We start from the raw sequence: 17,225 nt of genomic DNA on the forward strand, positions 1-17,225 counted from the left end.
TCTCATTTTATAGTGCTGCGTTTACATCTAATCTTTCTTTTATTGAATAATTCGTTTTTAACCAATGCGCAATATTTTCAATATCCGTTGAGAATATACGGTCATTTTTAATAGATGGCACTTGCTGACGACCTTGATGGTAGAAGCTCTTCGTCACTGTACTCATATTTTCAATACCACGATATTCTGCTGCTTGCATTGCACAAATCATCTCAATTGAAAGAACACGTCTTGCATTTTGAATGATCTGATGAGCATGGCGTGAAGCGATTGTTCCCATACTTACATGATCTTCTTGGTTAGCAGAAGACGGAATTGAATCTACACTCGCCGGATGTGCTAACGTTTTATTTTCAGAAACAAGTGACGCTGCAGCATACTGCATAATCATTGCACCTGACTGCAGTCCTGGTTCTGGACTTAAAAATGGTGGTAAATCATTTAATTGCGGATTTACTAAACGCTCAATACGGCGCTCCGAAATATTTGCAAGTTCCGCCATTCCTACTTTTAAGAAGTCCATCGCAAACGCAATCGGTTGACCATGGAAATTACCACCTGAAATTACTTTTTCCCCGCCATCAAAGATTAGCGGATTATCTGTTGCGGCATTCATTTCAATTTCTAATTTTTCTTTCACATAATTCAAAACTTGCCAAGAAGCACCGTGTACTTGCGGGATACAACGAAGTGAATAGGCATCCTGTACACGTAGTTCTCCTTGTTTTGTTGTTAACTTACTATCATGAAGAATGTCACGAATTCTGCTTGCTACATCCACTTGCTCTTTATAACCACGTGCTTTATGAACATTTTCATCAAATGCATCAATAATGCCTTGTAACCCTTCAATTGTCATCGAAGCAATTAGTTCAGCTTGATACGCCGTTGCTTCTGCTTCTATATAAGAAAGAACTCCTTGCGCTGTCATCGCCTGCGTACCATTAATTAATGCAAGACCTTCTTTCGCTTCAAGTTCAATTGGCTCAAGCCCTTCTTCTGTAAGAGCAACCATTGCATGAACGCGTTTCCCCTTATAGAACACTTCACCTTCGCCTAATAATACGAGCGCAAGATGAGATAAAGGTGCCAAATCTCCACTCGCACCAAGTGAACCTTGTTGCGGAACGACTGGGTGAATCTTACGGTTTACAAACTCAAGAAGCATATTTACAACGAGCGGTCTAACACCAGATACTCCTTTAAGCATCGTGTTCGCTCGTAAAATTAACATACCGCGTGATACTTCTTCTGGGAATGGATCGCCTATCCCACATGCATGTGACTGAATTAAATTATGCTGAAGTGCCTTCACATCTTCTTTTTGAATTAGCACATCACTAAACTTTCCAAATCCAGTTGTAATACCGTAAACGACTTTTTCGTCTTCTACGATTTTCTCAACTACTTCGCGGCATTCTGCTACCTTTTGCATACTAGTTGGACAAGCTGTTACACCTTCTCCTTCAAGTAATAACCTCTTCATTTCTTCAACTGTCAATGTATGTCCTGTTAACGTAATCATCATTTTTCCTCCTTAAAAAGGCAAAAGGGGACCTTATCTTTTTAAGACAGACTTCTGTCCTAAAAAAGTAAGGCCCCCTTCTAACTAATAGACTATGGGCAAATCATATGTGATTAATTCCTAAACCAATCGCCTCATGCTCAGATCCTTTTACAGGTGCACCAATCGTTCCATATAATGCAACAGCAACCCATTCGCCTTCTTTTTTTCCGTCGTATGGTGTACCGCGCACAATCGCAAACCGAAGTCCTACTGTACGAAGAACGTCTGCTAACTGAATTTGACCTCTTGTCACTCCGTACAAAGCTTCCATAATTGCATGATAAAGTGCATGTGTTTCTCTGTAAACATCTGTTTCAATAACTTGGTTGCTCTTAGCCGCTGTTTCCATTGCTGCGACAACCTTTTGCGAATTCATCGAACCCACTTTCCCCGTACAATACTTCCAACCTTTCGGAATGGATAATACAGGACTTTCATTTTCATCCGCAAGTGCCAACAGCATGGCCATACGACCAATTCGATGTGTTCCTTGAAGAAGCATGTGACTCTCTCATTTCTTTTGAATTATTTGAATATTACTTAATTTAAGAATATATGAAAACGGTTAAATCGTCAATAGTTTAAACTCACATTCAAACATTTTTTTCATCCCCTCCATTTGTGTACACAAATTATTTACACAATTTTTCCAAGCATGCTATAGTCTCACTAACAGATGCAAAGGGGCGAGATTTCAATGACGAAGCGAAAAGATATTCATTTTCGAATTGAAGAAAAATTACTTGCAAGGTTTGAAGCTGCACTCCATTACGAAGGTTTAAAGAAAACGGATGTATTAACACATGCGATCCAACAATTTTGTACGAAAGTGGAATATGAAAAAATGAATGATGTAAAAAGGCAATATAGCGTCAGTAACAATTTACAAACACGTATCGATACGCATAAACATTACGAAGAAAAACAAGTGAATTTAGATGAAATCGTTATTGAACATTTACAACTTCAAGGGGAAGAAAGCATATTAGAGGTTGGGTGCGCTAGCGGAAAATTCCTTTCCCTTTTACAAACAAATGGTCATAAAGGCCTATTAACCGGGTTGGATCAATCCGAAGCTATGCTTGCTGAAGCTGCTAAGACGAATAACTTAATAGAATGGAAACGAGGGGATGCTAGTAAACTCCCTTTCAAAACAAATTATTATGACCTAATAATCGCAAGACATATGTTATATCACATGAAAGATGTTGAAAAAACAATTCAAGGATTCCATAAAGTAATTCGTCCCGGCGGCTCACTTTTAGCTACAACAAATTCTAGTGTTACATTACCTCGTATAGTTGAAATGTGTAACCGCATGTTAGACGCATTTGATTTACCGAAAACAACATCATCAGTCACTCCATTTTGTTTAGAAAATGGTAAAGAGATATTACAATCCGTTTTTCCAACGGTTGAAGAAACAGTTATTCATAATGCGCTCGTTTTTCATCATTCTACCCCAATAGTAAACTATATTTCTAGCATGTTTCCGTCGCTAAATATACCTGATAATACACTTCTTCACGCGGAAATGAAGGTATGGCTAAAAGAAGAAGTAGAAAATGAATTATCACTTCATAACGGTATATGGCGCGATCCGAAAACTTTAGTTATTTATCGGTGTAAAAAAGAAAAAAGCTAGCATTCGCTAGCTTTTATACATTTTCAGATAAAAGTTTCTCCATCATCACATTACCCTTACCGCCATAAAAATTTGTATTATGTTCGTTCGCTATCCCAAAGTAAGAGGCAATCGCTATTCCGAATGGTACAAATGCATGTCCTTGTGCTGTAATAATATTTGAGTGTTGCACAACTTCTTTATACACAAAATTTTCTACTGGAAAACAATCAAGTTTTTGATAATCTATGGTCACTGTATACGAGATTTCTTTGAATAAGCCTGCTTTTGCTAGCGCATACGGTCCAGCGCAAATAGCAGCTACTAATTTTTCTTGTTCGTGAAATTGGCGAATGACTGAAAAGAGTCCTTCTGCATCCTTCATATGTATCGCATCCCCGCCTGGAATAATAATTCCCTCATATTCTTCTACATGCACTTCCCTTAATTCTATATGTGGTTGCACTTGCAAACCTGTTTCACTTATAATCAATTCTTTTGTTAAGCCCGCTGTAATGATTTCAAATTTATTCTTCAGCAATGCCGTTGCTACTGTTATTTCAAACTCTGCAAATGTTGGGTATACAAGTAAAAGTATTTTTTTCATAGCTCTCTCTCCTTTAACCAGTCCATAAAATATACCTCTAAATCGTCCACTGTTAATCTATTCGTGTCCACATAAGTTACAGGAAATTGTTTATACCAGTCTTTTTCAGTTTCTACTAATTTAAATTGCTCCTCAAACGTACTTCTGTTTCTTGTTCTATCATTATTTTTTCTATCATATACATTCTTCTTCGTAACATCTAAGTAAAAAATCGCATCCGAACGGCATTCTCTTAATTCATATAATTCATCTTTCAATTCAGCTTCTATATCCCACTCTTCCCCTATAATCGTTGGATAAAAGAGTGTAAAAAACTCAATATCTTCTGGTCCGCGATCAAAAATTACGACTGAATCTTTCACATTTTGAAACTCCTTAATTTTTGCTTCAATAAACATTTTTTGATTTATGATAAACCCTTCTTTTGAATTCATATCCAAATTTAATCGCTTTCGCTTTTCTACAATTGGATAAGGATTTTCATATATAACCGAAAGCCCACATCTCTCTAACCTTTTAGCCAATGTTGTTTTTCCGCTAGCCATCGGCCCTTGCAGTGAAATTACGTATACCATACCTCTCATTCCCTTACACTTTAGTACACCTATAATATACAGAATTTTTAAAACTCTCAACATTATATATATCATCTTGTTTCTTATTCCTATCTAACTTATAATAAAAAATAGAGATTATGACGGACGCATCAATAATGTAAGCTTGGAAATCCAAGCTTACATTATTTTTTGCTTTCCCTTTTCGAATAAAAAGAGTATACTAGATTAGAACGTATGTTCTTAATGATTACATACAGTAAGGAGATAGAACAATGGTATACGACACAAAAGCAATTTCTTGGAATGAGTCTTTAAAACAACTTCAACGCCGCTATACAAACAAACAAGTTGACCGAAAAGAATTTGAGGATATTGAACTGATGGAATTCTTCCGCGATAACGACTACATTTCTTTACCTACACATATAAGCGGCCTATCAAAAACACGTTTTACTTCTTACTCTATTTTCACAACTGAAGATAAAGATCGTAAAGTTGGCACACTTATTATTGAGTATGTTGAAGACGATAATAATAATTTATGTGTTGAACAACTATACTTCGTTTAAACTATAACGCTTGGTCAAAATGACCAAGCGTTCTTGCTTTCTATGAATCTCACTGTATATAATATGAATAAAAGAAAACCGCTATCATTAAGGGGGGATATGCTTGCTCGAAGGATGGTTCAGTTGGTTCATTGTATTATGGACGGTTATTTTATTAGGGCTTATGTCTATCGGTGGATACTTTATGTTCAGAAAATTTTTAAAACGATTACCAAAAGAAGACGGCATGTCCATTTTGGATTGGGAAGAACACTACATAAATAAAACGAGACATTTATGGGCTGACGAACAAAAACAATTGTTAGAAGAGCTTGTAAGCCCTGTTCCAGAACTATTTCGCGATGTTGCAAAATCAAAGATCGCTGGAAAAATCGGGGAACTTGCATTACAAGAAAATGCCTCTCGAATTACACAAGACTTAATTATTAAAGGATATATCATTGCCACACCAAAGCGTGATCATAAATTTTTAATTAAAAAACTACAAGAAAAAAAGATTGATTATTCTAACTATCAATCTTTACTCGCAAAGTAACTCCATATTATTTTCGATAAAAAAGACAGCGCCTTTAACGCTGTCTTTTTATTTAGTACATATACAGTTTTTAAGTTAGCTTCATATCTTTTTCATTATAAAAACCATCTTCTTTTTCCATTTCCTTCTGTAATTTCGTAAAGGAACGATACATTGCAATTCTCCATGACACAATCATCGCAAACGCAAGTAAGAAGAACATGCCACTAAGTTGTCCTAAATCAAGAGATTGGCTTAAGTATGTTTTAAATACAATCCGCACGACAAGTAATCCAATTAATATAAAAACAAAGGCTTTTGAACGCTTCAAATAAATCTCTTGTCCTCTAATTTCAAACTTAGATGTTTTAATAAGAAAAATAGAGAAAATCAAACCGACACCAATTGCTTCTAACATTTCTGCTGGAGTTAATCGAAATTCAGGAAAAACATACATCAATGCGCCCGTACTCATAAAAAATGGTGGAAGTATAATTTTTTTCAATGTTGCAGGTTTCTTAGCTGCTTTTAAACGAATAAACATCGCACCGACAGCCATACAAACAGCAACGATACTGGATAAAACAACTATGTTCATATTTTCTCATCCTTTTTTGTGGCTATATGCAAAATATACTTTCATTATATGCTTTTCCGTTAGTATTTCCAACATTTTCGCAGAATAATACTAAAAACCGGTAAAACCACCAAATAAACTTGAGAAATATACGATAATTTTCGTCATCCAGTTAAAGTATAGGAAGACACCCATAACAATCATAATGTATCCTCCGACTTTCATGAAGGCCATACTATTTCTTTTAATCCAAGACATTTTCGTAATAAAAAATGACAGTACGAAAAACGGGATAGCAAATCCAAGTATGTAAGCAATCATGTATATCATTGCTGATTCTGGATTTGTTGCTGCTAATCCAATTACGGACACTAGAATTGGTCCGGTACATGGCGTCCACCCTGCTGCAAAGGCTAATCCAATTAGTACTGATCCAAAATAGCCACTTGGACGATTTTTAAATGTAAATTTACGGTCTTGCATTAAAAATTTCGGCTTAAACACCCCGACAATAATTAAACCGAACACGATGATAAAGATACCACCTAACTGTCTGATTAAATCTTTATAGTCAGTAAAGATTCCTCCAATAAAACTTGTACCAAATCCAATTGCAATAAATATAATTGAAAATCCAAGTAAGAAAAACGCTGTATGTATCATACTTCTTTTGCGAAGCATTGCATTTTCTTCTTTCAATTCAGAAACCGACATACCTGTTATGTACGATAAAAATGCCGGATAAAGCGGTAAGCAACATGGGGAAATAAATGATAAGAACCCGGCGCCAAACGCTAAAAAAATACTAATATCTTGCATCATTCCACTCCTCTCCCTAAATATTGTAACAAAAACACATAAAAATACTATGAACAATTCGTGAAATCACTTTTACAACGTGGCAATAAGAAAAAACATATTTCCTCACAGTTTCTAATAAAACGTTTTCATTTCCTTCTATTATATAGAAAAAACTCAAATGCATTATGAAACTCCTTTAATTGTTATTAACATAACAAAGGTAACATAGTTTCTCAAATAATTAGCACGCTACTAGTACGCCTATTTACATATTTGTTTAAAAAATATTTTTTTCAAATGCTGTCTCTATACAATGCAAAGTTGATTTTATAATACTTCTACTATTAATAATTTCAAGATTATGCATAAATATCATACTTTTATTATTATTCTATAAAATGTCATACTTTTCTTTCATTTGACCCTTTATTTCTAATTTTGTATACTTCCCTCTAGTTATATATTTTCGATACGGAACAACTTCATATAGATGGGAGGAATTTTTCATGCTTCGTTATTCTCTTTTAGTTTTATTAGGAGCGTGTAGTTATGGAATTTTAGCTATTTTTGTTAAGCTTGCATATGCAGAAGGATTTTCACTTGGAGAGGTAATTGGCAGCCAATATTTGTTCGGTTGGATTATTTTGCTTGCTACTACACTTCTATTTTCTAGACATCGCGTTCCTTTAAAGCAAGCATTACTTTTATTCGTTGCAGGAACATCTGCAAGTTTTACCGGAATTTTTTATTATGCCTCATTAAAAACTGTACCAGCTTCTATTGCAATTATTCTTTTATTCCAATTCGTTTGGGTCGGAATTATCATTGAAGCAGTCGCAACAAAAACATTACCTTCAAGAGAAAAAGTTATTTCTGTTATTTTCTTACTTGTAGGGACATTTTTATCAAGTGGTTTACTAGAACAATCAGCAGGTGCTTTCGATACGACTGGAATCATTTTAGGTTTATTATCTGCTGTTACATTCGCAACATACATTTTCGTGAGCGGAAAAGTTGCTGTTGAAGTACCTTCATTACCGCGCGGTGTTCTCTTAATGACTGGTGCTTTAACTTTAGTCATGATTGTATTCCCACCAACATTTATTTTTAATGGTGCCATTTCTCAAGGTCTTTGGAAATACGGTTTAGGATTAGGAACATTTAGTATCGTCATTCCATCTATTGCCTTTACAATCGGGATTCCAAAAATCGGTTCTGGCTTAGCGACTATTCTTGGTGCAGCGGAACTACCAGTTACAACAATTATGTCCGTATTCGTTTTAAAAGAGGCTGTACTATCTTCACAATGGTTCGGTGTATCACTTATATTAATTGGGATTGCAATCCCGCAAATTGCATACGCAATGCGTGGACGTTATCGTAAACATCCTACGCATAAAAAAGTCGCAGCATAAAGTGAAACTTTAATTAGTTGAACCAATCGGGCTTTTATGGGATAAACGAGAGAGGATTTTCATTTGAGAATCCTCTCTTTTATTGTTGTATACTTATGATAACTATTTTGCTGAAGAAAGAAGGCATACTACATGGTATCTATTTCAAATCAACTAAAAGAAAAACTTATTTCCATCCGTCGACATTTACATGAGTATCCAGAACTATCATATGAAGAGTTCGAAACAACAAAAGCAATAAAAAATTGGTTAGAAGAAAAAAATATTACTATCATTGATTCCAATTTAGAAACAGGAATTATCGCTGAAGTGTCTGGTAATAAAAACGGACCAATTGTAGCAGTTCGTGCTGATATTGATGCCCTTCCTATTCAAGAAGAAACACATTTGTCCTATGCATCTAAAGTACGAGGGAAAATGCATGCTTGTGGACACGATTTTCATACAGCTGCTATTTTAGGTACTGCTTTCTTATTAAAAGAAAGAGAATCTTCCCTAAATGGAACGGTTCGCTTCATATTCCAACCAGCTGAAGAAAGTAGTAATGGCGCTTGCAAAGTTATTGATGCTGGACATTTACGTAATGTGCAAGCGATTTTCGGCATGCATAATAAACCTGATTTACCAGTAGGTACAATTGGCATTAAAGATGGTCCACTGATGGCTGGAGTTGATCGATTTGAAATTGAAATTCACGGAGTTGGTACACACGCGGCTGTACCAGATGCTGGCGTAGATCCTATTGTCGCATCCTCTCAAATTGTGATGGCACTGCAAACAATTGTAAGCCGAAATATAAGTTCATCTCATAATGCGGTTGTTAGTGTTACAAATATTCATGCAGGAAATACGTGGAACGTGATTCCTGAAAAAGCTACGTTAGAAGGAACTATTCGCACGTTCCAAGCTGAAACACGTGAAAAGATCCCAGCACTCATGGAGCGTATTATTAAAGGTGTATCTGATGCATTAGGTGTAAAAACGGAATTCCGTTTTTTTTCAGGTCCTCCTGCTGTTCACAACGATAAAGCTCTTACAGACTTATCTACTCAAGTTGCCACAAAGATGAATCTTAATATCATCTCGCCTAGTCCGTCAATGGCTGGAGAAGATTTCTCATTTTACCAACAGGAAATACCAGGTTCATTCGTCTTTATGGGAACGAGCGGTACACATGAATGGCATCATCCTGCTTTTACAATTAATGAAGAGGCACTGCCTATAAGTGCAGAATACTTTGCTTTACTAGCCGAAAGAGCACTTAAACAATTCTCATAAAAAAAGCCGTTCAAAGTGCATCTCAGCACCCTGAACGGCTTTTCTTATTAAGTTAAATCACGTTTTAAAAACACAGTATATGAAATACATAAAAATACGAACAAATAAAGCAGTAACATACATGATGCAAACGGGAATGTTACTCCATCAATAAAACTTCCATTCTTTGAAATACTATATAAATCTGTGTTTGCTGGCAATAAATATTTCGCCCAGTTATATCTAGTGGCTGCTAATAACGCAATATTGCCTGATAAAGCAAGGAATAGTGAAATACCAATTGCACCTCCACTAGATCTCGTTAACACAGAAATCATAAATGCAAACGATGCATACACAACCGTTGGTAACCACGATAAAACATAATATTTACTTGCTTCCACAAAAATATTTTGTTTTATTATATTTCCATCTTGGAAAATAAACTCACTCCATGCAGGCTGTTGGAATTTATAAATAACAAGTCCACATAAAGCGGAGAAAATCATATTAAATATAAACAATAAAGCTGCAAATATAACGATTGCTAAAAACTTTGCTGTTAAAATTTTAAATCGACTCGCCGGACGGATTGTTAAAAATTTATATGTTCCCCAGCTATATTCATTCGCAAAAATTGTACTTGCATACACGAGGATAAATGGGAGCAAAATTGGAAATACGATAAAACCTGTATCTCTCATGAAAGAAAGTGGAGAACTGCTTGCCGGTGCTGTATCCGTATCTAAATGCTTCATCTTAAGCTGGTATTCTTTTACAAGCTCATCCCCTGATTTTTCTGCTAAAATAGCTTCTTTTTTCATGCCAAGCTTTTTCTCAATTTCTACAGTACGTTCTGTATAATCTACTTTCCATCCTTTTGTTTCCGGTTCAAAATACTTTACCGTAACCCACCCTAATCCGATTATTAATACTGCAATAACCGCAAATGGAATAATCGTTCGCTTCCGCTTAAATATTTTATACAGTTCGTTATATACTAAATTAAACAATATCTTTTCCCCCTGTTAATTCTAAAAATTGCTCTTCTAACGTTTTTCTTTCTTCATATACACGATACACTTGAATATTTTTCTCAAGCAATGTACGAATAACATTTGGGATTTCTTCATCTTTTACGTTAATAATTAATTCATTATCCTTTAATAAAACATCATGCCCTAACATTTCCGCTGCTTTATTCGCATCATCTACACGTATACGGATCGTCTCCATCTCTTCACTTTGAATATACTGAATATTTTGCGTAGCCACATATTCCCCGTGCTGAATAATGATAACTCTGTCACACATTAATTCAACTTCTGAAAGTAAGTGACTCGATACAAGTACAGCTTTTCCTTGTTCGTGTGCAATTTTTTTTATGTACATTCTCATTTCATGTATTCCACTAGGGTCTAATCCATTCGTCGGTTCATCTAGTACCAACACATCCGGATCGTGAATAAGCGCCTGAGCGATTCCTAAACGTTGTCTCATGCCGAGTGAATATGCTTTTACTTTACGATTAATTACTTGTCCCATTCCTAACAATTTCACTACTTCATCGATACGTTCTTCGGTCACATTACCATTCATTCGTCCGAAATATGTTAAATTTTCATACCCGCTCAAAAAAGGATAAAATTCGGGTGTCTCAATTACCGCCCCAATTTTCGCAGCGGTTTTTTCAAATTGCTGTTTCACAGATTGACCATCAATCCATACTTCACCTTCTGTCATACGGATCATACCAACCATCATTCTCATTAAAGTCGTTTTTCCAGCACCGTTTGGTCCGAGTAAACCGACAACCTCGCCTTTTTTCACTTCAAAACTAATATTTTGTACAAGTGTCTTTGAGCCGATTCGCTTCGTTAACCGATCGACTTTTACAATTGATTGTTCATTTGTCATTCTATACAACCTTTCCTTCCCATTCTTTGTCAGGTCTTTTCACTGTAACATGATTATTTTTATGTGTAAAATAGAAAAAAGCATGATTTCTCATGCCCTTTCTTTTAATCGCAACGAATTTTCATCTTTTAAACTTCGAACAAATCGATAACATTGCATCATCGTTATTAAAACGACAGTCATCATAATTATACTAATAATTACAACTGCATATATTGTAATTGGCGCACTATTTACTCCTTGTATCCCTGCGATTTTCATAAAGATAACCGTGAATAATTTCAAAAATAGCATCCCATTAATTAATCCGAAAACAAATGCTGCTCCATAAATGAATAATTGCTCCTGACATAATAAACATAGTACTTCTTTTCTTTTTATATTTTCTGCTACATAAGATGTAAACTCCTCTCTCCTCACTAGCAAAAGGGAGTACATCATTTTATATGTAGTAAAAATACATATGAAAATTAGTACAATAAACAGTGTGTAAAAATACATTTGAAATACAAATGCATCCCCTACTTTCAAAATAGCTCCTTCATTAAATTGTAACGATATCATAAAAAACAAAATCATAGTACTCATAGCAATCCACATAAATTGCTTCATCCTTTTGGTAGCAAATGTTCTAATATTTTTTCTCGCTAACCGACATAAAGACATAAAATTCTTCCCCTACCTTATTACATACGCATTCTATACTACTAGTGTATAAAAATATGACATTTTAAACATCGCACTACAATCGGAATTTTTTCTAAGTCTTTAGTCCTAGAAAACGAAATGATAAAAAATCACATTTAGAATATAATTGTAAAAAGGAGGAGATTGCATGCGTATAAAATTACTATCAATCTTGTGTTTATTATTACTCACAAGTTGTAGCCAAATAAAAAACAATGAAGTTGCCATTGTTGAGCCATACAAATTAACAAAAGAGCAAGCTTCTATTTTACAAATGACTCCTTTTCAAGAAGGAAATAGCATGTTTTATAACGTTACTCTTAAAAATGATAAAGATGAAATAAATGCTACAATTGATTATTATAACAATGGTAAAAAAACAAAAGAAATTGCTAATATAGCTACCTCACATTTTTCAAAAAAGAAAGTAAAGCTTTCTTTTTTACCACCACATTTCCAATTCGATAAAGATATACAAGAAAAAAGGCAGTGGTATCTGAATATTGAAGGTGGTTCAACACTTGTTCCTGAAGAAGCGCCACCAAGCGTAAATAGCTCTGCAACTACTACAATCCAATCTATAAAAAATTTAAAATACAATCAAAAAACAACTTTAGCTGCTGTAATCCAAAGCAGTAAAGAAACTGTAAGCGTTCCTACCATTGATGAAGAAACAGGTATTGATCTACTCTTAAAAGAAAATGAACACGTTTATCTATTTAGTATCGAGCTAAAAAAAGAACAATAAAGCGGAAATGCAACTTAAGTTGCATTTCCGCTTTATTGTTTAATAAGGTGTACTTTTATGGATTTGAATTAAATCCATATTCTGTTACTACTATTGCTCATCTTCTACTTCTATTCTTTTCTTCTCTCTTGCAATTTTTAAAAACTCTAGCAGCTCTGGATTACTATTCATTTTTTTGTAAGCCACTGACATTTCTGCAACAAAATTAGAATCATATAACTCTTTATATACAACTTCTGTTTTATATAACTTATTTGCCGACACGGGTATTACTGTAATTCCAATCCCTGCTGCTACAAGCCCCATAACTGTTTGATACTCTGTTGCTTCTTGTACAATACGCGGACTAAATCCAACTTCTCTGCAAAGAGATAAAATTGTATCATACAAAGCTGGCCATACTGGTCTCGTAATAAATACAAACGGCTCATCTCGTAAATCTTCTATATGTATTTCATCTTTCTCTGCAAGTGGATGTGCCTTTGGTAAACATAAGGTGCAAGATAACCTTTGAATTGGCTCTAATTCTAATAATTGTGTTGGAATTGGTGGACGTAAAAAGCCAATATCGATACGGTTATCATGAAGTGCATGAACTTGATCTGGTGTTGACAATTCATGTAATGCAACAGACACTCTCGGAAATTTTTTTCTATATTCCCTAACAATTGATGGTAAAATATCATATATCGCCGCACCTACAAAACCAATTGAAAGTGATCCTACTTCTCCCCTTTGCGCACTTTGTGCAACTTCTACTGCTTTTTCAATTTGTTCAAACGCCTTTTTTACTTCTTTTAAAAACATTTCTCCTGCTTCTGTTAGTTCAACCTTTCTTTTCGTTCTTGAAAATAATGTAACTCCCATTTCTTTTTCTAATTGCTGTATTTGTTGACTAAGTGGTGGTTGTGTCATTTGTAAACGAGCAGCCGCCCGTCCAAAGTGTAACTCTTCTGCCACAACAACAAAATATTGCAAATGCCGTAATTCCATTTTTGGACACCCTTTTCACTTTCGATTAATATGTCTAATATATTAATAACATATAATTTATATATTAGACAAATATTTTGAATGAACGTATAGTAGAAATTGTTAATTCTTTTTTACAATTTTTATGTAAAAAAAGAAAGAGGTGGTTACTGTATGAAATGGTGGAAGTTAAGCGGACAAATTTTATTACTATTTTGTTTCGCTTGGACAGGTGAATGGATTGCAAAACAGGCACACCTCCCAGTTCCAGGAAGTATAATCGGTATTTTTTTATTATTAATTTCATTAAAATTTAACCTAGTTAAAAAAGAATGGATACAGGACGGAGCAGATTTTTTATTAAAAGAACTTATTTTATTTTTCATCCCTTCTGCAGTCGCTGTCATACGTTACAGAGATACACTAACACAATATGGAATCGATCTCATTTTAATTATTATGATTAGCACTCTTTGCGTTACCTTAGTTACAGGACTTTTAACAGAATTGCTACTAAAGCGGAAAGGATCAACGCAATGATCGGATTTCTTTGTTTACTATTAACACTATTCACATATTGGATATCAAAAAAAATGTATCAACGCTGGAATTGGAGTCTACTTTCTCCTCTTCTCGTCTGTCCCATTATTTTAATTTCTTTATTGCTCGGATTAGATACACCTTATGAAACATATGAATCTGGTGGTCACTGGTTAACTGAATTATTAAAACCCGCAACAGTTGCTTTTGCATGGCCAATCTATAAATACTTTGATTTACTAAAGAAACATGGAATGGCTATCTTACTTAATGTCATTGTCGGTTCGTTTTTATCAGTCATTACTTCAGCACTACTAGCAAATTATTTTCAAATTGATTCATCACTAGAACATAGTTTAGCGCCACATATCGTAACAACACCAATCGCAATGGCTATTTCAGAAATGATTGGTGGTATGTCACAATTAACTGCTGTATTTGTCGTTTTAACTGCCTTAACAGGAGCATTGTTCGGTCCTTCTCTCATACGTATTTGCCGTATTAAAACAGCAATCGCAAAAGGTATTATGTTAGGAACGAGCGCAAATGGAACCGGTACATCAAAAGCATTCGAAATCGGTCCTGTGGAAGGAACAATTGCAAGTTTATCCATGCTTTTAACAGCAGGCGCTAGTTTAGTTATCGTTCCGCTTTTCTTGTCTTGGATACATTAAAGAAGCAAGTATTTACATACTTACTTCTTTATTTATATATTGGTACAGCAATTCATAATCCTCTGGAAAAGCTAAACACAATTGTTCAACTTCATGTATCCCTTTCCAAGCAATTTCATGTATTAACTCATCAGGATCTTGGATTTTCATATTACCGCCTATTTGTTTAACAAAATAATAATGGACATACACTGGAACACCGTATGTAATACCCTCTTTTTCATATATTTTATTTACAACTTCCACATTGTAACCTGTTTCTTCCCAAACTTCCCTGATACAACATTCTTCTAGTGTCTCTCCCTTTTCAAGTCCTCCACTTGGGACAGACCACCTTTTTTCTTCTCCCTCTTTTCCCTGCAGTACCATTAAAACTTCATTTTTTTCATTTACACATACCGCTGCACTACCTATCCATCTCTCCATAAACATCCCTCCCCTACTAAAATTCGCCTTCTTTATTATTTTCCCCTTGAAAAAAAGAGGAAAATAATAAAACAATGACGAAAAGTTACATCAACTTCATAGACAATCCCTTCTTAGAAATTAAAAATGGAAGGATGAAAATATGATTTCTAATTATGTTGTGGAATGTGTCTTTTGTGAAGAAAATCGAAAACCTCGCCAAGCTATTGTCACAGTTCCCGCCACTACTCAGCTACTAGCCCTTGAAAAAGTGCGCGCGGAATGCAAACGTCGCTTCGGAAAAACTGTATTATTGCAAACAGAAATTAAAGAAGAAATAATTTTCGAACAAAAAGAAAGCTGACCATAAATTGGGCAGCTTTCATATCCGATCATATTTTCACATGAAGATTAGGGGCATCCTCTTTAAGGATCGGGATTTTCCCATTATGTACGTTCCATAATGGTCATCGAACAATATATTTCTATGCAATTAACTATTGAATAGAATAGGGCAAAACTTGTTCGCATTTTTAGAAAAGGGATAGGGATATAATTCAAGTAGTACTTCGAATACTCGAACTTTACACTCATAATATTAAAACAAATCCTTTTATATGGGAAATATGAATTACCTATATAATTCATTCGTAAAATATATTAATAGTTTGCTATATTAATTTTATCCCGCTATTTGTAAGCAGTAACCCCCTACTGATTATAATTTCACTTTATTCCATCAATAGCATACACCCAGCTAAAACCGGTGTCATAATCATCGAAAACCTCAAAAGCGTTCGCGGTGCATAATTTGTAAACTTCGCGCCAATGTATGCCCCTAACATGGTCCCAATCAATACTTGCAATAACAATATATAATCTAAATATCCTTCCGAACTATATCCTATCCCGCCTCCAATTGCAATCGGTAATATAACAAGCATTGTTGTCCCTACAGATTGCTGAATCGTAAGTCCCAATAGAACCATTAATCCAAGTTGAATAAACGGTGCAGAACCAATCCCAAATGAACCAGCCATCATTCCAGTAACTAATCCAAGGCATACACATTTCAACAAGTAGTTCACGGAAAACTCTTTATGTTTATATAAAGACGACTTTTCTTTGTTTTGGAACATAATTAATTTAATAAACATAAAAATTGCCGATAAAAATAACATCCCAGCTGTAAACCAATGAAGAAGATGTGCTGGTATAAGTGAACCAAATTTAGAACCAATATAAGAGCCAATTGCGCCAAATCCCCCAACAATCCCGCCTATAATAAGTGCAACATTGCCTTCACGGTAATGACTTACAACACCTGATAATGTCGTAAATGCCATTGCAGTTAAAGATGTTGCAAGAGCAACATGAATAGGAATTTGGAATACTAAAGTGAGTATCGCGATAATAAACCCAGCTCCTCCAGCTCCAACAAATCCTAATAAAATACCCATTACTAACATTGTTATAATTATTGCCACAGACTTTCCCTCCAGTAACACAATTATCCATCATATTTATGCTTACATACAAATAAAAAGCATCCTAGATGGATGCTTTTTATTTCAATGATATGTACTTAATCTTGATTAATCAAAATAACTGCTGGACCAGCGACCACCACTCCAGCTACTTCTATCTTTTCAAATTCCTTTACTGTAATAGAGATAACTCCTTCTCTTTCCATCAATTCTTTACTCAGGACATCAGTCGGGATTGCTTTCACCGTCTTACCTCCTCGTATATTAATATTTAAGCCCTATTACTGGCTTAGATTTTCTTCTTAAT

The 17,225-nt window shown here is 34.8% G+C and carries 23 protein-coding genes; 9 read left to right on the plus strand and 14 right to left on the minus strand.

All coding sequences use genetic code 11. The features are described 5' to 3' along the window. Positions 1-7: 7 nt before the first annotated feature. Together hutH and hutP are read right to left on the minus strand one after the other, a co-directional pair. Positions 8-1,525, minus strand: a complete 1,518-nt coding sequence (gene hutH / locus CQ064_RS28240) for a histidine ammonia-lyase (protein ID WP_000631864.1) — start codon at positions 1,523-1,525, stop codon at positions 8-10. Between the two features lie 103 nt (positions 1,526-1,628). Beyond that, the gene (gene hutP, locus CQ064_RS28245; RefSeq protein ID WP_000926516.1) at positions 1,629-2,069 is read right to left on the minus strand and encodes a histidine utilization transcription antiterminator HutP; all 441 of its coding nucleotides are present in this window, start codon (positions 2,067-2,069) and stop codon (positions 1,629-1,631) included. A 195-nt stretch (positions 2,070-2,264) separates the two neighbouring features. Here hutP and CQ064_RS28250 point away from each other — a divergent pair, with 195 nt between their 5' ends. After that, entirely contained in the window at positions 2,265-3,212 is a 948-nt protein-coding gene (locus CQ064_RS28250; RefSeq protein ID WP_000166750.1) for a class I SAM-dependent methyltransferase, read from the plus strand. 13 nt (positions 3,213-3,225) lie between these two features. Here CQ064_RS28250 and CQ064_RS28255 read toward each other — a convergent pair whose 3' ends face one another. Together CQ064_RS28255 and CQ064_RS28260 are read right to left on the minus strand one after the other, a co-directional pair. Further along, entirely contained in the window at positions 3,226-3,798 is a 573-nt protein-coding gene (locus tag CQ064_RS28255) for a DJ-1/PfpI family protein (RefSeq protein ID WP_000722338.1), read from the minus strand. Beyond that, positions 3,795-4,382: an AAA family ATPase gene (locus tag CQ064_RS28260; RefSeq protein WP_003271178.1), complete on the minus strand. Its 588-nt coding sequence runs from the start codon at positions 4,380-4,382 to the stop codon at positions 3,795-3,797. The genes CQ064_RS28255 and CQ064_RS28260 overlap by 4 nt, the downstream gene beginning before the upstream one ends. Positions 4,383-4,627: 245 nt before the next feature. Here CQ064_RS28260 and CQ064_RS28270 point away from each other — a divergent pair, with 245 nt between their 5' ends. Continuing rightward, on the plus strand, positions 4,628-4,924 hold the full coding sequence (locus CQ064_RS28270; protein ID WP_000262400.1) for a hypothetical protein: 297 nt from the start codon (positions 4,628-4,630) through the stop codon (positions 4,922-4,924). A gap of 103 nt (positions 4,925-5,027) precedes the next feature. Next, the gene (locus CQ064_RS28275) at positions 5,028-5,459 is read left to right on the plus strand and encodes a DUF2621 domain-containing protein (RefSeq protein WP_000889378.1); all 432 of its coding nucleotides are present in this window, start codon (positions 5,028-5,030) and stop codon (positions 5,457-5,459) included. Positions 5,460-5,529: 70 nt separating this feature from the next. Here the strand turns inward: CQ064_RS28275 and CQ064_RS28280 are convergent, their stop codons facing one another. From CQ064_RS28280 to CQ064_RS34350, 3 genes are all read right to left on the minus strand, one after another. Beyond that, positions 5,530-6,036 carry a CcdC family protein gene (locus CQ064_RS28280; protein WP_001028640.1) on the minus strand — a complete coding sequence of 169 codons (507 nt, stop codon included), beginning with the start codon at positions 6,034-6,036 and terminating at the stop codon, positions 5,530-5,532. 90 nt (positions 6,037-6,126) lie between these two features. Further along, on the minus strand, positions 6,127-6,834 hold the full coding sequence (gene ccdA / locus CQ064_RS28285; RefSeq protein WP_001152676.1) for a cytochrome c-type biogenesis protein CcdA: 708 nt from the start codon (positions 6,832-6,834) through the stop codon (positions 6,127-6,129). Positions 6,835-6,850: 16 nt separating this feature from the next. Continuing rightward, positions 6,851-7,000, minus strand: a complete 150-nt coding sequence (locus tag CQ064_RS34350) for a hypothetical protein (protein ID WP_002152557.1) — start codon at positions 6,998-7,000, stop codon at positions 6,851-6,853. A gap of 322 nt (positions 7,001-7,322) precedes the next feature. Between CQ064_RS34350 and CQ064_RS28295 the strand changes: the two genes are divergently transcribed. Both CQ064_RS28295 and CQ064_RS28300 read left to right on the plus strand, forming a co-directional pair. Then, entirely contained in the window at positions 7,323-8,231 is a 909-nt protein-coding gene (locus CQ064_RS28295; protein ID WP_000947049.1) for an EamA family transporter, read from the plus strand. A gap of 132 nt (positions 8,232-8,363) precedes the next feature. Beyond that, complete coding sequence (locus CQ064_RS28300) at positions 8,364-9,509, plus strand: M20 peptidase aminoacylase family protein (protein ID WP_000253672.1); 1,146 nt, start codon at positions 8,364-8,366, stop codon at positions 9,507-9,509. A 47-nt stretch (positions 9,510-9,556) separates the two neighbouring features. Here the strand turns inward: CQ064_RS28300 and CQ064_RS28305 are convergent, their stop codons facing one another. The 3 genes from CQ064_RS28305 to CQ064_RS28315 all read right to left on the minus strand — a co-directional run bounded on the left by CQ064_RS28305 (position 9,557) and on the right by CQ064_RS28315 (position 12,071). Then, positions 9,557-10,501 (minus strand): ABC transporter permease, encoded by a 945-nt coding sequence (locus tag CQ064_RS28305; RefSeq protein WP_000482759.1) that lies wholly within the window; start codon positions 10,499-10,501, stop codon positions 9,557-9,559. Beyond that, on the minus strand, positions 10,494-11,405 hold the full coding sequence (locus tag CQ064_RS28310) for an ABC transporter ATP-binding protein (RefSeq protein ID WP_000180627.1): 912 nt from the start codon (positions 11,403-11,405) through the stop codon (positions 10,494-10,496). Before CQ064_RS28310 ends, CQ064_RS28305 begins: the two co-directional genes overlap by 8 nt. A 90-nt stretch (positions 11,406-11,495) precedes the next feature. Then, positions 11,496-12,071 (minus strand): hypothetical protein, encoded by a 576-nt coding sequence (locus tag CQ064_RS28315; RefSeq protein ID WP_000050626.1) that lies wholly within the window; start codon positions 12,069-12,071, stop codon positions 11,496-11,498. 169 nt (positions 12,072-12,240) lie between these two features. Between CQ064_RS28315 and CQ064_RS28320 the strand changes: the two genes are divergently transcribed. Further along, on the plus strand, positions 12,241-12,840 hold the full coding sequence (locus CQ064_RS28320) for a hypothetical protein (RefSeq protein ID WP_001220605.1): 600 nt from the start codon (positions 12,241-12,243) through the stop codon (positions 12,838-12,840). 90 nt (positions 12,841-12,930) lie between these two features. Here the strand turns inward: CQ064_RS28320 and alsR are convergent, their stop codons facing one another. Further along, a complete protein-coding gene (gene alsR, locus CQ064_RS28325) occupies positions 12,931-13,833 on the minus strand; it encodes an acetoin biosynthesis transcriptional regulator AlsR (protein ID WP_000423235.1) in 903 nt (300 codons plus the stop codon). Positions 13,834-13,986: 153 nt separating this feature from the next. On the opposite strand from alsR, the gene CQ064_RS28330 reads away from it, so the two are divergent. Together CQ064_RS28330 and CQ064_RS28335 are read left to right on the plus strand one after the other, a co-directional pair. Further along, positions 13,987-14,352 (plus strand): CidA/LrgA family holin-like protein, encoded by a 366-nt coding sequence (locus tag CQ064_RS28330; protein WP_000872365.1) that lies wholly within the window; start codon positions 13,987-13,989, stop codon positions 14,350-14,352. Continuing rightward, positions 14,349-15,026, plus strand: coding sequence for an LrgB family protein (locus CQ064_RS28335; protein WP_000578963.1), 678 nt, complete (start codon positions 14,349-14,351; stop codon positions 15,024-15,026). Before CQ064_RS28330 ends, CQ064_RS28335 begins: the two co-directional genes overlap by 4 nt. A 12-nt stretch (positions 15,027-15,038) precedes the next feature. Here CQ064_RS28335 and CQ064_RS28340 read toward each other — a convergent pair whose 3' ends face one another. Continuing rightward, positions 15,039-15,452, minus strand: a complete 414-nt coding sequence (locus tag CQ064_RS28340; protein WP_000442976.1) for an NUDIX hydrolase — start codon at positions 15,450-15,452, stop codon at positions 15,039-15,041. 142 nt (positions 15,453-15,594) lie between these two features. Between CQ064_RS28340 and CQ064_RS28345 the strand changes: the two genes are divergently transcribed. Beyond that, complete coding sequence (locus CQ064_RS28345; protein ID WP_000625226.1) at positions 15,595-15,795, plus strand: DUF3903 domain-containing protein; 201 nt, start codon at positions 15,595-15,597, stop codon at positions 15,793-15,795. A gap of 367 nt (positions 15,796-16,162) precedes the next feature. Here CQ064_RS28345 and CQ064_RS28350 read toward each other — a convergent pair whose 3' ends face one another. Both CQ064_RS28350 and CQ064_RS28355 read right to left on the minus strand, forming a co-directional pair. Continuing rightward, on the minus strand, positions 16,163-16,918 hold the full coding sequence (locus CQ064_RS28350; RefSeq protein ID WP_000974667.1) for a sulfite exporter TauE/SafE family protein: 756 nt from the start codon (positions 16,916-16,918) through the stop codon (positions 16,163-16,165). A 98-nt stretch (positions 16,919-17,016) separates the two neighbouring features. Beyond that, the gene (locus CQ064_RS28355) at positions 17,017-17,163 is read right to left on the minus strand and encodes a BC1881 family protein (protein ID WP_000644411.1); all 147 of its coding nucleotides are present in this window, start codon (positions 17,161-17,163) and stop codon (positions 17,017-17,019) included. Positions 17,164-17,225 lie beyond the last annotated feature (62 nt).

Source organism: Bacillus sp. MYb78 (genome assembly GCF_002975115.1).
GTDB lineage: Bacteria > Bacillota > Bacilli > Bacillales > Bacillaceae_G > Bacillus_A > Bacillus_A cereus.